General features: G+C 39.9%; 11 protein-coding genes and 1 pseudogene. 9 read left to right on the top strand and 3 right to left on the bottom strand.

From position 1 onward, the window contains the following. The first annotated feature begins 66 nt into the window (after positions 1-66). Positions 67-345 carry a hypothetical protein gene (locus PluTT01m_RS11750; protein WP_011146519.1) on the top strand — a complete coding sequence of 93 codons (279 nt, stop codon included), beginning with the start codon at positions 67-69 and terminating at the stop codon, positions 343-345. Further along, positions 342-548 (top strand): annotated as a pseudogene (locus tag PluTT01m_RS27510) (type II toxin-antitoxin system RelE/ParE family toxin); the annotation flags it as partial. The gene PluTT01m_RS11750 and the pseudogene PluTT01m_RS27510, both read left to right, overlap by 4 nt. A gap of 302 nt (positions 549-850) precedes the next feature. Here the strand turns inward: PluTT01m_RS27510 and PluTT01m_RS11740 are convergent. Further along, entirely contained in the window at positions 851-1,312 is a 462-nt protein-coding gene (locus PluTT01m_RS11740) for a helix-turn-helix domain-containing protein (protein ID WP_011146517.1), read from the bottom strand. Positions 1,313-1,869: 557 nt separating this feature from the next. Here PluTT01m_RS11740 and PluTT01m_RS11735 point away from each other — a divergent pair. Further along, entirely contained in the window at positions 1,870-2,913 is a 1,044-nt protein-coding gene (locus PluTT01m_RS11735) for a hypothetical protein (protein ID WP_125043766.1), read from the top strand. 336 nt (positions 2,914-3,249) lie between these two features. Here PluTT01m_RS11735 and PluTT01m_RS11730 read toward each other — a convergent pair whose 3' ends face one another. After that, positions 3,250-4,170: an alpha/beta hydrolase gene (locus PluTT01m_RS11730; protein WP_011146515.1), complete on the bottom strand. Its 921-nt coding sequence runs from the start codon at positions 4,168-4,170 to the stop codon at positions 3,250-3,252. A 329-nt stretch (positions 4,171-4,499) separates the two neighbouring features. Between PluTT01m_RS11730 and PluTT01m_RS11725 the strand changes: the two genes are divergently transcribed. The 6 genes from PluTT01m_RS11725 to aptA all read left to right on the top strand — a co-directional run bounded on the left by PluTT01m_RS11725 (position 4,500) and on the right by aptA (position 13,118). Next, positions 4,500-4,751, top strand: a complete 252-nt coding sequence (locus PluTT01m_RS11725) for a type II toxin-antitoxin system Phd/YefM family antitoxin (RefSeq protein WP_011146514.1) — start codon at positions 4,500-4,502, stop codon at positions 4,749-4,751. After that, positions 4,748-5,035: a type II toxin-antitoxin system RelE family toxin gene (locus tag PluTT01m_RS11720; protein ID WP_011146513.1), complete on the top strand. Its 288-nt coding sequence runs from the start codon at positions 4,748-4,750 to the stop codon at positions 5,033-5,035. The genes PluTT01m_RS11725 and PluTT01m_RS11720 overlap by 4 nt, the downstream gene beginning before the upstream one ends. A gap of 155 nt (positions 5,036-5,190) precedes the next feature. Then, positions 5,191-6,102 (top strand): glycoside hydrolase family 18 protein, encoded by a 912-nt coding sequence (locus PluTT01m_RS11715; protein ID WP_011146512.1) that lies wholly within the window; start codon positions 5,191-5,193, stop codon positions 6,100-6,102. A 203-nt stretch (positions 6,103-6,305) separates the two neighbouring features. Beyond that, on the top strand, positions 6,306-9,752 hold the full coding sequence (locus tag PluTT01m_RS11710) for a molybdopterin-dependent oxidoreductase (RefSeq protein ID WP_011146511.1): 3,447 nt from the start codon (positions 6,306-6,308) through the stop codon (positions 9,750-9,752). 665 nt (positions 9,753-10,417) lie between these two features. Next, complete coding sequence (locus PluTT01m_RS11705) at positions 10,418-11,530, top strand: hypothetical protein (RefSeq protein WP_011146510.1); 1,113 nt, start codon at positions 10,418-10,420, stop codon at positions 11,528-11,530. A 256-nt stretch (positions 11,531-11,786) separates the two neighbouring features. Next, entirely contained in the window at positions 11,787-13,118 is a 1,332-nt protein-coding gene (gene aptA, locus PluTT01m_RS11700; RefSeq protein WP_011146509.1) for an omega-aminotransferase AptA, read from the top strand. 120 nt (positions 13,119-13,238) lie between these two features. Here the strand turns inward: aptA and PluTT01m_RS11695 are convergent, their stop codons facing one another. Continuing rightward, positions 13,239-15,650, bottom strand: a complete 2,412-nt coding sequence (locus PluTT01m_RS11695; RefSeq protein WP_011146508.1) for a hypothetical protein — start codon at positions 15,648-15,650, stop codon at positions 13,239-13,241. Positions 15,651-15,842 lie beyond the last annotated feature (192 nt).

The following is a 15,842-nucleotide window of genomic DNA, read 5'->3' as shown; positions in this document are numbered from 1 at the left end:
ACTTGAAAGACGACGGGTATATATATACTTTATTAGTACAGAATAATAATGTTAGGAAGTCAGACCATGACGAAACAAGCTGTTTTTACGATGAAATTAGAACCTGAACTACGTGCCGAATTTATGGCTGAAGCCGAAGCTGCTCACCGCCCAGCCTCACAGGTGCTACGCGAACTCATGCGCGAGTTTATTCAACGCCAACGTGAGGAACGAGAATACGATAAATTCCTATGTCACAAGGTAGAAGCAGGGCGAGCCTCAATGCGTGCTGGTTTGGGCCAATCTAATGATGAGGTCGAAGCCGAGTTTGCCGCACGGCGTGCCAATGTGGTGAACCAAGCGTGAAAGTTATCTGGACACCAGAAGCGAAGCAAGACCGCGCTGACGTGTGGGACTACATCGCAGCCGATAATCCATACGCGGCAGCCAGAATGGATGAACAGTTTAGTGATGCAGCATCCAATCTTGCACGACATCCCATGCTTGGCCGGCCGGGGAAAATGCCAGGCACTCGTGAGCTGTTTCCAAACGAGAGTTATCGCCTGGTATATGAGATCAACGGAGAAATAGTATGGATATTGACGCTTATCCATACAGCCAGACAGTGGCCACCTATGCACAAAATGAAGTAGTAGCGAAAACCATTGACGATAAACGCGAAACTTTACTTATCAATGCCTGTCACTGATAAAAGGTAGAGTAAAAGAGCTAGACCGTAGCGAATATTAAAAAACTAAACAACCACCTACTAATACACCCTATGGATTATTAGATAATTCAGAAAGGCCGCTTATTTTGTCGGAAAACAGATGTTTTCCGATAGTAATTGAATGGTACGGGGAATGGGTCATTAGTAGATCCCTAATTCCTGAGCCTGATTAGCTAATGCCTTCATAGCCTCCATACTCTCAGTATTACGCTGCTTTTTATATTCCATCAGATCAGCAAAACGAATACGCCGATGTCGGCCTGTTTTATGGAAAGGAAGACAACCATCTTCCAGAAGTTTAACCATATGAGGCCGCGATACATTCAATATGTTTGCGGCTTCTTGAGTGGTTAGCTCGGCATGAACAGGAACAATTTGCACTGCATTACCTGAAGCGAGTTCACTCAAGATTTGCACTAGCATAGTAAGCGCAGATGTAGGCACTTCAATTTGATGAGATTTATGATCATCACTAATAATTGAAATCTGCTGAGTTTCAAGTTTTGTTGAAAGGAACGCTGAAAGTTCACGCAGCCCCTTTCCAGCTATTTCACTTTCGCGTTTAGCCGGAAGATTTATATCAGAGAAAGTGGAAGTAATCATGTTGCACCTGTTAGTCATTCATTTTGACTTAGCACATTAAACGAAATAAACGAAAATCGCAATAAACGTAACACAATTGTTTTAAGCAGAATCTGATACGTTTTTCGCAATAACCATTTCCAAGGCAACTCTTCTCGAAGAAAGAACCAGATTTAGCATATCGTTCGAAAAACACCAAACCTGCAATCAATAATGATTTTAAACCCACATTAAATAATTCCATCCTGACTTCAAGCCAAGATTAAATGATAATGAATCCACGTTATTTGATAATGAAAATGCCCTTTTTTGACGGATATACTGAATACCGTAAAACATATTTTTGAATTAATGGTGATATCGAAACCAACACTCTATAAATATATCGATGCAGCAAGACTATGAAAACTCTACTTATATGTTATGGAAGATTAAAAATTATAAGTAACGGATTGAATTAATCACTATTGAATTAATTTCCATTGAAATATTTAAATGTGATTGAGTACAGCCAACAAAGAGGCAACTTGAAAGATAACGGGTATATCTAGTTATTAACTAAACTTAAGGGAATATATATGCATAATAAATTTTTTTCTTTATTGCCAGCCACATTATTTTTCTTCTCCTCGTTTTCCATAGGTGCAATTCAGGAAACGAGAATGATTAACTTTGAAAATAAAATTTCATTACCAAGAAGTACAGAAGAACAACTATATAAACTTGGGAACGAGCTGCATAGCGCATCTGTTGACAAGTTGTACTCTGCAAGATATTGGGGCAAATATGGTACTTTTTCAAAGGTTGGTATGGAGGTTCAAGGAAGTCTAGCTTATGGAATGGCTCTGGCTAGTTCATCGGATCTTGACATTGCATTTGTTTATAAATACAACAATGGCGAATCGATGAACAGACTCAGCCCGATAGAACTAAAGGTTAATGCTGTCAATGTATTCAAGGAAGTTTTTGGTAGTAGGTATAATTATACTATTAAAGCTCCCGTAATAAATTTAAGTAACAGTACAGAAGATGTCGATATTGCATTTTTCAACGTTCTGAACAACTCAACACCTTTATGCTCTATCGATAAAAGGTGTTCTGAATTGAACTATGGAAAAGATCCTGCCACATCAGAATGGTATCGTTCAGAACGTCTTAGCCTATACTCCGAACTTGATAATGTTTTCAGTAAAAAAACACCTAAAAGAGAGATAATTAATCGATCAGGAAAAATATTAAAAGTATGGCGGGAGAAAATTTTTTCCGATCAAGATGTGAAAATACCCTCGATTGCCTTAGTGACCATGATTTACGATTTCAGTAAGGACAAGGGCACTACATATAATTACAATAAATCCACAGATACTCTTCGTGATGTAACCAGCTATGGTATTACTAAGTATTTTAAGAATGATAAATGTGAAGGTGCTCCAAATGCAAAGATTGACTTGCCTGTATATCAGCAAGATAGAAACCTCTTAAGTAGATTAAATTCATCACAACGTATGAATACCTGTCTGAAATTAGTTGAATTTAATAAAGCACTTATAAAGGCAACATCGGCTCATGTAAGCGAAGCTGATTCGGTTAAAATTCTTGAGCCTTTTATTGGTCAGTTTTAAATAAGGTGCCCAAAAATAGTTATGCAGGTATGAGATCAGTATGGCAAATAAAACCTCATCTCCGGCTTTGTTGAATAAATCAGTCCAGGAAAACAATTCTTCCTGGACTATACCTTATAGATTTCAAGATGCATCGCGACGGCAAAGGAGCGAATCCCCGGGAGCATAGCAAACTATGTGACCGGGGTGAGTGAGTGCAGCCAACAAAGAGGCAACTTGAAAGATGACGGGTATATATATTTTGTCGGGACGACTACCCATGCCCGTATCCTGATGATTCCAGAGTGTTATCGGGCCAATTCTTATCAAATTGGCCTGAAACAGAGATGATGCTTTTCAACAAAAACAGAATTTTTTGTAAAATGCTTCAACGGATGGTGTCACCGCAGTCATATGCATCGCACCATGTATCATTCCCTCAATAGTTTCAATCTGCACGGACACACCGGCATCTCTTAACTGCTGAGCATAAGCTTCGCCTTCACTTCTTAGCGGATCGTATTCGCAAAGCAAAATAGTTGCATCTGGCAGTCCTTCAAAATGCGTTAAATGAGAAGGCGAGATAAGTGGATTTGTTCTACTGTTGTGCTCATTAATGTATGCCTGCCAAAAGAATGCCATCATCTGTTTTGTCAATACATAACCTTCACCATATTTATCGTATGAATCCGTTTCCATTGATGCATCTAAAGCTGGATAGAATAGCAATTGATAGCAAATAGCAGGCCCTTCTTGGTTTCGCGACATCAAACAAGCGGCAACGGCAAGATTACCACCTGCGCTATCACCACCGACCGCAATTTGTTGCCTATTGATACCAAACTTTTCCGCATTATCAGTGACATAGCATAGAGCCGCATAGAAATCCGTTAGTGGTACCGGAAAAGGGTTTTCTGGGGCAAGCCGATAGTCTACCGAGAAAATAACGCAACCCATTGATTCCGCCAGCTTACGGCAAGGGCGATCCCAAGCATCAAGACTTCCTAAACACCACCCGCCGCCATGAGCATAAACCAGCGCGGGTTTATCACTCATCTTTTCTTTTCCATAGGGTACATACATGCGAACCGGAATAGGGAAACCATCCTCTGCGAGGACAGTAAAGCTGCTATTATATGTCGCATCGTTCCATTCGCCCTGTTGCTGGATAAGAGCATGCTCAAGAACGATTCGAAGTTGTTCCAGGGGGGAATCTTCTCCTATTGCAATTTCAGGCGTAGAAGCAAGCCATTTTTCAACATTTTTATCAAGTGGCATAATAATAACTCCTCTGTAAAAAGTGATTGCCAGATAGCAAAATTGTTCGGGGCATTATTCAGTAACAAAATGTCCACAGTTAGTGATAATTGCGCTGTCTAGATTCGATGACACTTTTTTCATTGTGAGATAAGGTGCATCTCGTGTCGCGTACTCAGCTCCAATAGTTAAAACCAGCATAGATAATTGTATACGAGCAAGACGCTGATAGTAATGAGAATAAAAAAAGACCATCGGAGAAAAAGACCTTTTAAACGGTCTTTTTTGTTTCTTTTCTCAACAAAGAAAGCTACTATAAGACTCATTAACAAGTCTTTTGGAGTGTTTTTATGGCCAACATAATTCTGTCAGATATTAGCGCAAGCATTAGTGAACTTAAAAAGAACCCTATGGCGACCCTTAGTGCCGGGGCTGGATACCCTATTGCAATCCTAAATCGTAACCAACCCGTGTTTTATTGTATTCCTGCGGAGCTCTATGAACAGATACTTGATGCTTTGGACGATCAAGAGCTTATTCGACTGGTAAATGAGCGTAGAGGGCAGGCATTGGTTGATGTAGATTTGGATAATTATCTATGATCTATAGAGTGAAATTCACGGAAGATGCACTCAAGGAGTGGAAGAGACTTGATAAATCAGTCCAACAACAATTTGCTAAGAAGCTGAAAAAGTGCTGTGTTGAACCTCATATTCCATCAGTTAAACTTCGAGGCATGCCGAATTGTTACAAAATAAAATTACGCGCTTCTGGTTTTCGCTTAGTTTATGAGGTCATAGATAATGTGTTGATTATCGTCGTAGTAGCAGTTGGTAAGCGCGAACGGAGTGAAGCGTATGAGCTAGCAAGTAAGAGACTAAGATAGATAAGGGAATGTCAGATGCTCTGTCGTTAGTGATGATGCAAAATTCAAATCTGGATTTTCAATGAAACTGAATTTGAATTCAAAACAATGCATAGAATAAATCCATACAACAATATAGAAATGACATAATTAAAACCAAGATAAGAGGTTTATTTATGATCTTAAAAAATATCAATTTGTTGAAAGTTGTACTTATTATTACCTTTGCAACAAATCAATCTCTTGCAGCAAATAATATTACATTTCTGAGTAATCCTTCACCGCAACATGTCAAGGATATCGGTAATTTTGTTGTGAAACAAACTGAAAAACCATTTTTTTCCGATGTTATATTATTCGCAGCAAATATTAACAATAGTATATCTAATAGCCCTGTACTGTTTTACAACGATAAAATAAGCTCGATACTCAAAGAAAATATTTCCCTAGTGCGGAATTTGCAAAAAAAGGGCATCAGAGTTCAACTATCCTATCTGGGCAATCATCAAAATGCAGGTTGGTCATGTAATATGAGTCAAGCAACGGCAACGAAACTTGCCAATGAAATGGTAAATGATGTCGTTAAATACGGATTGGATGGAATCAATATCGATGATGAATATTCAACATGCTATGGTAATCGTCAATCCTTCTATTGGGTAGCGGATGCGATTAAAAGCCATCCAAAATTTGCCAACAAAATACTCACAAAAGCCCTGTGGTCAGATTATCTCTACTTCAAGGAACCGACAAATATAGCAAATTTACTGGATGCAGGTTACGAGATGACTTACATCAACACCAGTGCCAGTAAGCTGGTTCCATACGTTAACTTCGGGATGAAGAAAGAAAATTTGTTGTTGGGTATCTCCCCCGAAAAAAATTCGATATCCTCAGTGCAGAATATTACCCGCTCAGTCATTAATAACGGATATAGTGGGATGATGGTATGGTCACCTAATACAATATTTACAATTGACCAAGCATCTCAATATTACACCAAAATCATCAAAGCAGAAGAGGGGATAAATAAAGAAGTTATCTATGTCCCGGATACCAGCAAAGACAATGCAAGTAATTATGAATAATTACATTGTTAATACTTTAGTTGGTTATAAAAATAAATACCGTTGAATTTTTGATTTTATTTTGTGTAGCTTGAAAAACAGTTACACATTACCCAGTTTGATGAAAAATAATAAAAGGGAAGAGAACCAGTAATACGTACTGGTATTAACCATCCGCAAGAATCGTGAAGTAAATATTTTGTGAAGCCGTATGAGGTTATCTTATGAAGAGCGAGTTTAAAGAGGGATATTGTACTCTCTGTAGATCAAGATGTGGCACTGTCAACGAAGTTCGTAACGATACACTGATAAAAATCCAACAGAACCCAAAACACCCGACCGGCAACGCCATGTGCATGAAGGGTAAAGCTGCACCAGAACTGGCTCATAGTCCTAACCGGATTCTTCATCCTCTCCGTAGGACAAATCCCAAAGGTGATGCCGATCCAGGCTGGGAAAAAATCACCTGGGATGAAGCGTTGACGTATGTTGCTGAGAAACTGGCTTTCTATAAGGCTGAGTCTGGTGCAGAATCGGTTGCTTTCTCAGTCACCTCACCAAGTGGCACACCTCTTAGTGACAGCCTTGAATGGATAGAGCGCTTCATTCGAAATTTCGGCAGCCCTAACGTCTGCTATAGTACAGAAGTGTGTAACTGGCATAAAGACGAGGCACATAAGTTTACCTTTGGATGCAGTATTCCTGTAGCTGATTACAGAAATGCCGAGCTGATCATTTTATGGGGGCACAATCCAACAAATACATGGCTTGCGCAAGCGGAAGCTCTTGGCGCGGGAAGAAATGCAGGTGCCAAACTTATCGTTGTCGATCCTAGACATACGGCTCTTGCTAAAGAATCTGATAATTGGCTCAACATCAATCCTGGGACGGATGCCGCGTTAGCCCTCGGGCTAATAAATATCATCATAAACCGAAGAGGATATGATCAGGCGTTTGTAGCACGCTGGACGAACGCCTCATTGTTAGTACGAAATGATAATGGTCTTTTCTTGAGAGAAAAAGATATAAACATTTCAGCTAAGAAAAACAGATATGTTGTCTGGAATAACATAACTCAGTCTCCGCTACCCTATGATATTCACGAAAATGTGCCATGTGATGAAAATGATCATTATGCTTTATTGGGCGAATTTTCGATTAACTCTGCGGAAGATGTAAATAAAAAAATACCATGCAAATCTGCATTCCAGCGACTTCTAAATGAGTGTCAACCATACACACCTGAATATGTAGAAAAAATCACCGGCATAACCAAAGAAAAACTCCTATATGCCGCAGATTTAATCATCTCTTCCAAACGAATTGCTTATCATTCTTGGACAGGTGTAGCTCAACATACCAATGCAACCCAGTCTGAACGAGCAATTGCCGTGCTGTACGCACTAACCGGGTGTTTTGACACTCAGGGAAGTAACAGGGTGTACAATAAGCATCCCGTTAATCCTGTAAATGCTCGCAGACTTATGCCAAAGGAGCAGCAAGAAAAAGCACTTGGCTTTAAGGAAAGACCGTTGGGGCCACCTCTAGATGGTTGGATAACATCACATGATCTGTATCAAGCAATCTTGCACAAACGGCCTTACCCGATTAGAGCTATGATGGCATTTGGTACGAATATGTTGTCATCTCATGCTGACACCAAAATTGGGATAGATGCGCTAAAACAGCTTGAATTTCATGTTCATTGTGATCTCTTTGAAACGCCTACTGCACATTATGCTGACATCTTACTACCCGTGAATACGCCTTGGGAGAGAGAAGGGCTACGTGTAGGATTTGAGATTTCAGCTAAGGCAGAAGAACTCGTTCAGTTAAGGCAAAAAATGATTTCGCCTCGGGGAGAAAGCCGGTCAGATAACGAAATTGTCTTCGACTTGGCCTGTCGCTTAGGCATGAATGATCTATTTTTTAATGGAAGCGTTGAAGCGGGATGGAATTATATTCTTGAGCCTATTGGCTTAACCGTAGAGGCGTTAAGAGAAAAGCCAGCAGGGATTTCAATGCCATTAATTCAGCATGATAGGAAATACGCAGGAATCGATCCTGTTAAGAACACAGTTAAAGGTTTTGATACCGAAACAGGAGTGGTTGAAATCTATTCTGAAAAATTGTGGCGGCATGGTTATCCGCCACTACCAATATATGATGAACCAAAAGAGAATTTAAACTCTGAGTCACATTTCCCTTATCGACTAACCTCGGTAAAAAATGGTTTCTATTGTCATAGCCAACAGAGAAGTTTAACCCGTCTGCGCAAAAAATCACCTTATCCGAAGCTTGAGATAAACAGCAGATTGGCTGAAAAGAAAGGTATTAACAATGGAGATTGGGTAGAGGTCATCACCCGCAACGGCGAGGCACGTTTTAAAGCATCGTTAGATGATAATATTGCTTACGACACGATAATTGCTGAGTTTGGTTGGTGGCAAGCGTGTCCCGACTATGGGAAGGAAGGTTTTCCCGCCATAGGAAAAAACAGCAGTAACTATAATGCGCTTATTTCTGACGACTCTTGTGATCCTATCAGCGGCGCTTCTCCGCTCCGTTCATTCCGTTGTGATATTAAACTCGCAGAAGATATCAACCCGGAGAGAAGGCCGTGGCAGGGCCGTAAAGCATTTCGGGTTGTAGATACAAAACCCGAGGCTAAGGGTGTCAAAACCGTTATTTTTGAGTCACAAGATGGAACAATGCTGCCTGATTATGAACCTGGCCAACATATCACAGTACAAGTTTCCATACCTGGACAGGATGCCCCTGTCATCAGGGCCTATTCTTTGACAGGAACGGCAACACTGGAAGGTAGAAAGAGTTACAGTATTTCCGTACGACATCAGAAAAGCATAACTTCTGACGGAGAAACTTTTGAAGGTGTCATGTCTTCATATATTAACAAGACACTGGTAGCCGGAGCCGAAGTGAATCTGACGCCTCCGGGAGGAAACTTTATTATTCCGCTTAATGCTAAGCAACCTGTTGTTATGTTGGCAGGAGGAATTGGTATTACGCCATTCATAAGTTATCTTGAATCTCTTCCCGCTAACGGTGAAAAGCCTGAACTCTTATTGTTGTACGCTAATCAAAACAGCAATACACATACTTTTTCCAAAAGACTAAAAGAGATTGAGTCAAAAATTAAGCAATTGAAGGTAATCAACTATTACAGCAATCCGTTGCCAGTGGATATTGAGGGTATTAATTACCAGTATCATGGATATATTACTGCGGATGCCGTTCCTGAAACACTGATTAAACAGCAAGCTCGTTTTTATATGTGTGGTCCGGCTCCTATGATGAAAACTTTTGAAGAAGGTTTACTCACTCTAGGCGTTCCGCCTTTTGATATCTATAAAGAAATGTTCCGATCGCTAACGCCGGTAAAAATTAAAGATGGGAAGAGTTTTGCTGTTAAATTTGAAAAATCTGGCGTTCCTCTTGAATGGTCCCCTGACAAAGGAACACTCCTTAATTTTGGCGAAAAAAGTGGTATTAAGATGGCAAGTGGATGCCGGGTTGGACAGTGTGAAAGTTGTGCTGTGAAATTAAAAAGTGGCGAAGTACAACACTTAAATGGCGTAGAACCTTCAGAGCAAGGAATGTGCCTTACTTGTCAATGTATACCTATCTCAGATATTTCCATTGATGCCTAAAAAAATACTAAGGTAACTTACAGCGGCGTTCAGGGAGAAATGTACGATGACGACATTTCTCCCTCGCTCATTGTCGAGGTCACTGATGCCGTCAAAAGGATAGGGGACTGAATGGCAAAATCAGCAGCCAATAAATTTAATTTATGTTTAGCGAAAATTAAGTCCATAAAATAACTTGTATATATTTAATTGAATTTATTGAAAATAAATTTAAGCTTGGTTTTAGTGAGTTTTTATCATATCTAAGATAGTAAATTCAGCATTCAGCACTATTTAAATCACAGGCTCAAGTATCAGGCATAATCTTAAACGTAATCATATAGTTGATAACCCAATCTCCCATATAAACACCAATCTCATATCTTTTAATAACAAAATATGTCAGTTTGTAATAAAATAAATAATGACATGATTAATTTATATTAATTAAGTTAAATTGGATTTTTAAATTCCCTGTACTACTCTTTTCTATAGCAGCTTTTGATTTATATAAACCGTCTCTGTCTTTGCAATATAATTAATTGCTGCTACAGATCTATATTATTATCACGGCAAACATAAATAACCTGATTATGTTATTTATATGATTACTATACCTATTATGTAAGCCAATGAGCTAATCACATAATTTTAATATTTTATTCATAGGATTTATAGGTGAAATTATGTCAACAGAATACAAGATTTATATTGTCAACCAGCAAGATAAAAAGAAAAAGTTTTGGTGTTTTCTCAGTGAACCACAATCAGAAGTAAGTGATAAAGTGTTTGCTAACTCATCAACTTATATGACATTATCTAAGTATGAAAGAGGAGATGAAAACGCTTTTATTATTCCTCTTGAATTTAAATTGAAGGCTAGTTCACACAATAAGGTGGTAGGTATTAGTTCACAAATATCTACTCATTCCCTTAGAAATATAGAATTAGGGAGCGTATGGAAGGTAGAATTTGACTCTAGCGAAGAACATATAAACCCATCCTTAAGTAAGTTGAGTGAGGAAACTGAACCTAACCAAGTCGGAATTAAAATCAATGGTTTCGATTTGACAGAACAAGAAATCAATCAGTGGTATAGCTGTCTTACATTTGGTATTAAATCAGGAGCGGGTTTTATTGGCTACTCCTGGCTCCCATCACCCAGCGACACATATCACATTCAGCCTAAGATAGAGTTTTATGTTAAAACCGGAGAGTATATTGAGAATCAGCTCATCAAAATGAGTGACGTGTCTAGCGATTCTGCATTGATTACAGAAGAAAATTTTGACAAAAGAAAGGAGTGTACAGTTATTTATACGACTACAGGAAAGTGGAAAATTAAACCTGGTAAGCCTTCACAGTTACTCTATGATAATTCATTAGTGAAAAATTTGGTTTCTGCCCATATTAATTTAACTGCATCTCATTCTGCTTTAGTTGAATTGATCGAAAAAAACTATAGTGAGTATAACTCCAGGCAGGAAAAAAGAGTATCCGATATTGAAGAGCCTACCCTTTGGTATATAAGTGCGGTGATTACCCTTGCTGCTGGATTTACTAACGAGATATTAATACCAATCTTAAAGGAAAAAATAGTGAGTTATTTGTATGGAAATAATTTTGAATTGAAAGAGATAAGGATTGTTAAATCTGGTATTGAATTCATATATTCCTTAAAAAGAGGGGGAATTTTAAGAGATAGTAAAAACAATAAATATCTGTTGGATATAACCAAGGAAGCCTTGGAATTTGAGAAGCAAGAACATCACATTCAGAGTTATAAGATTACAAATTAACATTTATAGCTATAAGATTACAACTTCAACATCATGCAATAAATTTGTTCACCTTATTATAACTTCTTATAGGGCGGTATCTCCGCCCTATATTTTTCTCTATTCTGATTTACAACTGTAAAATAGATTAAAGATAAAGTATTTAAATATTTAATTACGTCCAACATTATTTGTTATCTAATAATACTCGTCATTGTTGGAAAATAATAGGAGGTTGAACTAAACTCAAATTTCATTCTTTTGGAAGGAGTTATCGATGTCTAAAACCCATTATTCTGAATCATTAAACCTAAAATCTCACTGGATGCCATTTAGTGCCAACCGAAGTTTCCAACGCGATCCACGCCTTATCGTTGCTGCCGAGGGGCAATGGCTAAAAGACGATAAAGGACGCCAGATTTATGACAGTCTGTCCGGTCTTTGGACCTGTGGGGCAGGCCATACCCGGACAGAAATTCAACAAGCTGTCGCTGCTCAATTGAGCACCCTCGATTATTCACCAGGCTTTCAGTTCGGTCATCCCTTGTCGTTTCAACTGGCAGAAAAAATTGCCAATTTAACGCCAGGTGATCTCAATCACGTCTTTTTCACCAGTTCAGGTTCTGAATCTGTAGATACCGCGGTCAAAATGGTACGAGCTTACTGGCGAGTGAAAGGCCAACCCGAGAAAACTAAACTGATTGGCCGTGCACTTGGTTATCATGGTGTCAATATTGCTGGTACCAGTTTGGGAGGTATTGGTGGCAACCGCAAAATGTTCGGACAGTTAATGGATGTAGATCACTTACCCCATACATTACAGACCGATATGGCGTTTACGCCAGGTATGGCGGAAACCGGCGGCGCAGAATTAGCCAACGAGATGCTCAAATTGATCGAACTGCATGATGCCTCCAATATTGCGGCAGTTATTGTCGAGCCTGTGTCCGGTTCCGCCGGTGCGATTATTCCGCCCAAAGGGTATCTACAGCGTCTGCGTGAAATTTGTGATCAACATAATATTTTGTTGATTTTTGATGAGGTTATTACTGGCTTTGGTCGCATGGGGCGCTGGACTGGCGCTGAATATTTTGGTGTGACACCCGATCTTCTTAACTTTGCCAAACAAATTACCAATGGTGCCATTCCTTTGGGAGGCGTAGTGGCAAGCAGTGAAATTTATGAAGCCTTTATGTCCCAGTCTTTACCGGAACACTCCGTGGAGTTTAGTCACGGTTATACCTATTCGGCGCATCCCGTAGCCTGTGCTGCCGGGTTAGCAACTTTAGATCTGTTGGATAAAAACCATCTTATCCAACGCTCTGCTGAACTTGCCCCTCATTTCGAAACGGCCCTTCATGCTCTCAGAAACTGTCCAAATGTGACTGACATCCGTAATTGTGGCTTGGTGGGAGCAATTGAGTTGGCTGCCCGTGACGGTGATACCGCTGTACGTCCTTTTGACGCCAGCATGGCGCTTTGGAAAGCCGGTTTTTACGTACGCTTTGGCGGTGATACGCTGCAATTCGGGCCTATGTTCAACGCTGAACGAGCCGATTTGGATCGGCTTTTTGACGCCGTTGGGGAAGTATTGCATCACATTGACTGAGGGAAGGATGTATATGAATCGTGATGTACCCATAAGGTCTTCAATATTGTTAAACTCAAAAGCTTAGAATAAAGCCCAAGAGCACAGCTACTCTTGGGCTTTTTAAGTTTCAATCCTTCCTTATATTATATTGGCACGCTGCCATGTCGCTTCAGAGAACAGGACCATCCCGTCCCCATCGGAGTTATGTGAGAGCATGACATCGATAAAATAAATGGTTTGAGGAGTGGTTAACATGGTTTCACAATAGGTTGCGTCAAATGTTGTCCAACGCTCACGAATTACCTGTGTTGTCGCATATGCGTCAGGGACAACCTGGACATTAGCAGCAGTAAACAAAGACAAATTACGCGACGATGCAGCAAGCAAGGTCTGTTTTGTATTATTCGTCGCACTTCTCATATCGATATATGATCGAATCATCGACAACATACCATTACAAAGATAAAACACAGAAATATTGATCTTCTGCCGATGAGGATTTTGCATCAATGCTCGTTCAATATGGGACTCAATGTTTGGGATTAAATCTCTGGCACCATCACCAATAAATGCCAGAATATTCTGGGATGATGTACGAGCCAAATAAGGCAGTGACATCAACGCATCGCCCATCAGTGCCCGGCCATACCAACCGGAAAATCCTTTCCCTGTTTTCGGTAAATTCCGCATCGCCCCGATTCCGCACCTCCCTACATCATAAACACCGGTATAGACAAATCCCTGCTCACTAATCAGATGATGCAACTGCTTCCCTAAATGGGCATAAAAGTAATTGGGGGACATCGGCACCTGTGGCAACCAATCTATCGGGGTGATGTTAGGATAATTCTGAACTCGTTCCAGTTCGCGACGACGATAAGCAAGTACCTTTTCATCCACATTAAGTCGAGTGAGAACGGTTTTTAAGAATGAGCGTAAATAGCTATGTACAGCTAGATCAGTGTAAGGTGACATGTGCTCTAAACGGCAATTCACCTGAATAATATGACATTTATTTTTAAGTTTACTGGCGGAAAATGGCGAGGATGCTTCATCGACTTTACTTTTAAGGAAAAAAATACTCTGGCTTTCAGGATCAGCAAGCTGCTGCCCCTCATGTAGGTAATGAAATACTTTGCTGCTAAAGCCGTAAACCGACAGAATTCCAATATAGTTACTAACAGGCTTTTGCTGATGGTAATCACTGACCGCCCCCGGAGATACTAGCGTATCTACTAACGCTATCCCTGCTTTTTCAGCAATCTGATAAATCAGTTCACGTTCATGATCCGTTAAATGACAACATTGCCACAGTATACGACGCTTATCATGGTTGATCAGAGACATTACTGCATCCATGACGGACGCTTCATTATCCCCAATCTGTGGAACCAAAAGGCTCCACTGACTCGGATGAGGTAGCTGCTCAGGTTTCAGTGTACATTCCAAAACTGATTGTGTCGCAAGAATAAACACTGGGCCGGGTTGAGACTGCAATAGATCTATTGCCTCATTTAACCGCTCAGGCAAGTTCAATTGATCATTGATATAAACGCACGGAATTCCTTTTGCTTCAATCGACTTCTTACCATCATAATCTCTATGCATCGTACCTTGAAATGGGAACCAGCTATTTCCAGGACTATCTGCACAAATGATGATACCTGGCGCATGAGCACGTTTCAGGTTGCATAATGTGCCACGAAACTCATCGATCATGCCGGAAGTTACCGCAATTACATAACCACGTTGATAGAACTGCCAGCCACAAAGTGCAGAAACTGCCAGACTGTGCTCATTCGGCCCACTTTCACACAGGGTAGATGTACCATCACACAAACGAAGCATGGAATCGATAAATCCGGAGATCATCGACCCAGTATAGTAGTGGAAGTCCCAACGCTCCTTGAAGTGGCACTCCATATAATCATGAATAAACTGTGCCATTGATGATATTGTTACTTTAGACGTCGTCGCTCTAACAAGTAATGGATTAATATAAGTGCTATCCAAATGATCCATTAGGTTTTTTAGCACCTGTATCTCCCAAACAAGCGGATCTGGCTGCCAAATATTGAGTGTCACTGAATCCATCTCTTGTATTCGTGCACTACCAGGAATCATCTCTGATAAAGAGAGCAGGAAAGAATAGGGTGACAATTTCCCAGGATTCGACTCAAACAATCGGAAAAACTGATGACTGACCTGCTCATAATGTCCATGTTGTAAAAACAGATCATCAGCAATTACCAGATCGAGTGTTCTGTCCGGATGCCGTGCGATATCGGCCAGAGCTTCATCCAGCGTTTCATAGGTCATGACATGAAAAGAAAATTGATGCTTTTTCTGATAGACAAGTAAATATCCTCTAGCTTGCTGAAGCAAGTACGTCATAATAGAATCAACTGAAACTGTTGAATTAAGTTTCCAAACCTCACAAGGATCAGATTCGGCCGCAATTGACAATTCCAACTTGTTAATCGCTTCTTTCACTCCTTGGCTCACGATTTGGGACTGAGCAACCACACAAATTCCGATGTAATGATGCATTTACTCGCTTCTCTACAATTAATTATCAAAATATTCATCTTGATTCTTATTCAATATTGAGTATACAAATTTCTATTCTTTTTTAAGTTTTATGTGATCTTTGTAGGTGTATCGCAAACACGGAGACAAGTGGGCGCAATAATAGCCCTATTAAAGATCAGTTTTTTCTTGGTCGAAAGTTCTAATCTTGGA

The organism is Photorhabdus laumondii subsp. laumondii (genome assembly GCF_003343245.1).
In the GTDB taxonomy this organism is placed as follows: Bacteria; Pseudomonadota; Gammaproteobacteria; order Enterobacterales; family Enterobacteriaceae; genus Photorhabdus; species Photorhabdus laumondii.
Note: the sequence above shows the minus strand (reverse complement) of the source record. Positions and strands in the feature narration are given on the sequence as shown.

What these genes read in the sequence shown, in the direction of transcription:
- PluTT01m_RS11730 (WP_011146515.1), bottom strand. Translation starts at nt 4,170, where the DNA reads ATGCCACTTGATAAAAATGTTGAAAAATGGCTTGCTTCTACGCCTGAA.
- aptA (WP_011146509.1), top strand. Translation starts at nt 11,787, where the DNA reads ATGTCTAAAACCCATTATTCTGAATCATTAAACCTAAAATCTCACTGG.
- PluTT01m_RS11710 (WP_011146511.1), top strand. Translation starts at nt 6,306, where the DNA reads ATGAAGAGCGAGTTTAAAGAGGGATATTGTACTCTCTGTAGATCAAGA.
- PluTT01m_RS11720 (WP_011146513.1), top strand. Translation starts at nt 4,748, where the DNA reads ATGATCTATAGAGTGAAATTCACGGAAGATGCACTCAAGGAGTGGAAG.
- PluTT01m_RS11750 (WP_011146519.1), top strand. Translation starts at nt 67, where the DNA reads ATGACGAAACAAGCTGTTTTTACGATGAAATTAGAACCTGAACTACGT.
- PluTT01m_RS11740 (WP_011146517.1), bottom strand. Translation starts at nt 1,312, where the DNA reads ATGATTACTTCCACTTTCTCTGATATAAATCTTCCGGCTAAACGCGAA.
- PluTT01m_RS11715 (WP_011146512.1), top strand. Translation starts at nt 5,191, where the DNA reads ATGATCTTAAAAAATATCAATTTGTTGAAAGTTGTACTTATTATTACC.
- PluTT01m_RS11705 (WP_011146510.1), top strand. Translation starts at nt 10,418, where the DNA reads ATGTCAACAGAATACAAGATTTATATTGTCAACCAGCAAGATAAAAAG.
- PluTT01m_RS11735 (WP_125043766.1), top strand. Translation starts at nt 1,870, where the DNA reads ATGCATAATAAATTTTTTTCTTTATTGCCAGCCACATTATTTTTCTTC.
- PluTT01m_RS11725 (WP_011146514.1), top strand. Translation starts at nt 4,500, where the DNA reads ATGGCCAACATAATTCTGTCAGATATTAGCGCAAGCATTAGTGAACTT.
- PluTT01m_RS11695 (WP_011146508.1), bottom strand. Translation starts at nt 15,650, where the DNA reads ATGCATCATTACATCGGAATTTGTGTGGTTGCTCAGTCCCAAATCGTG.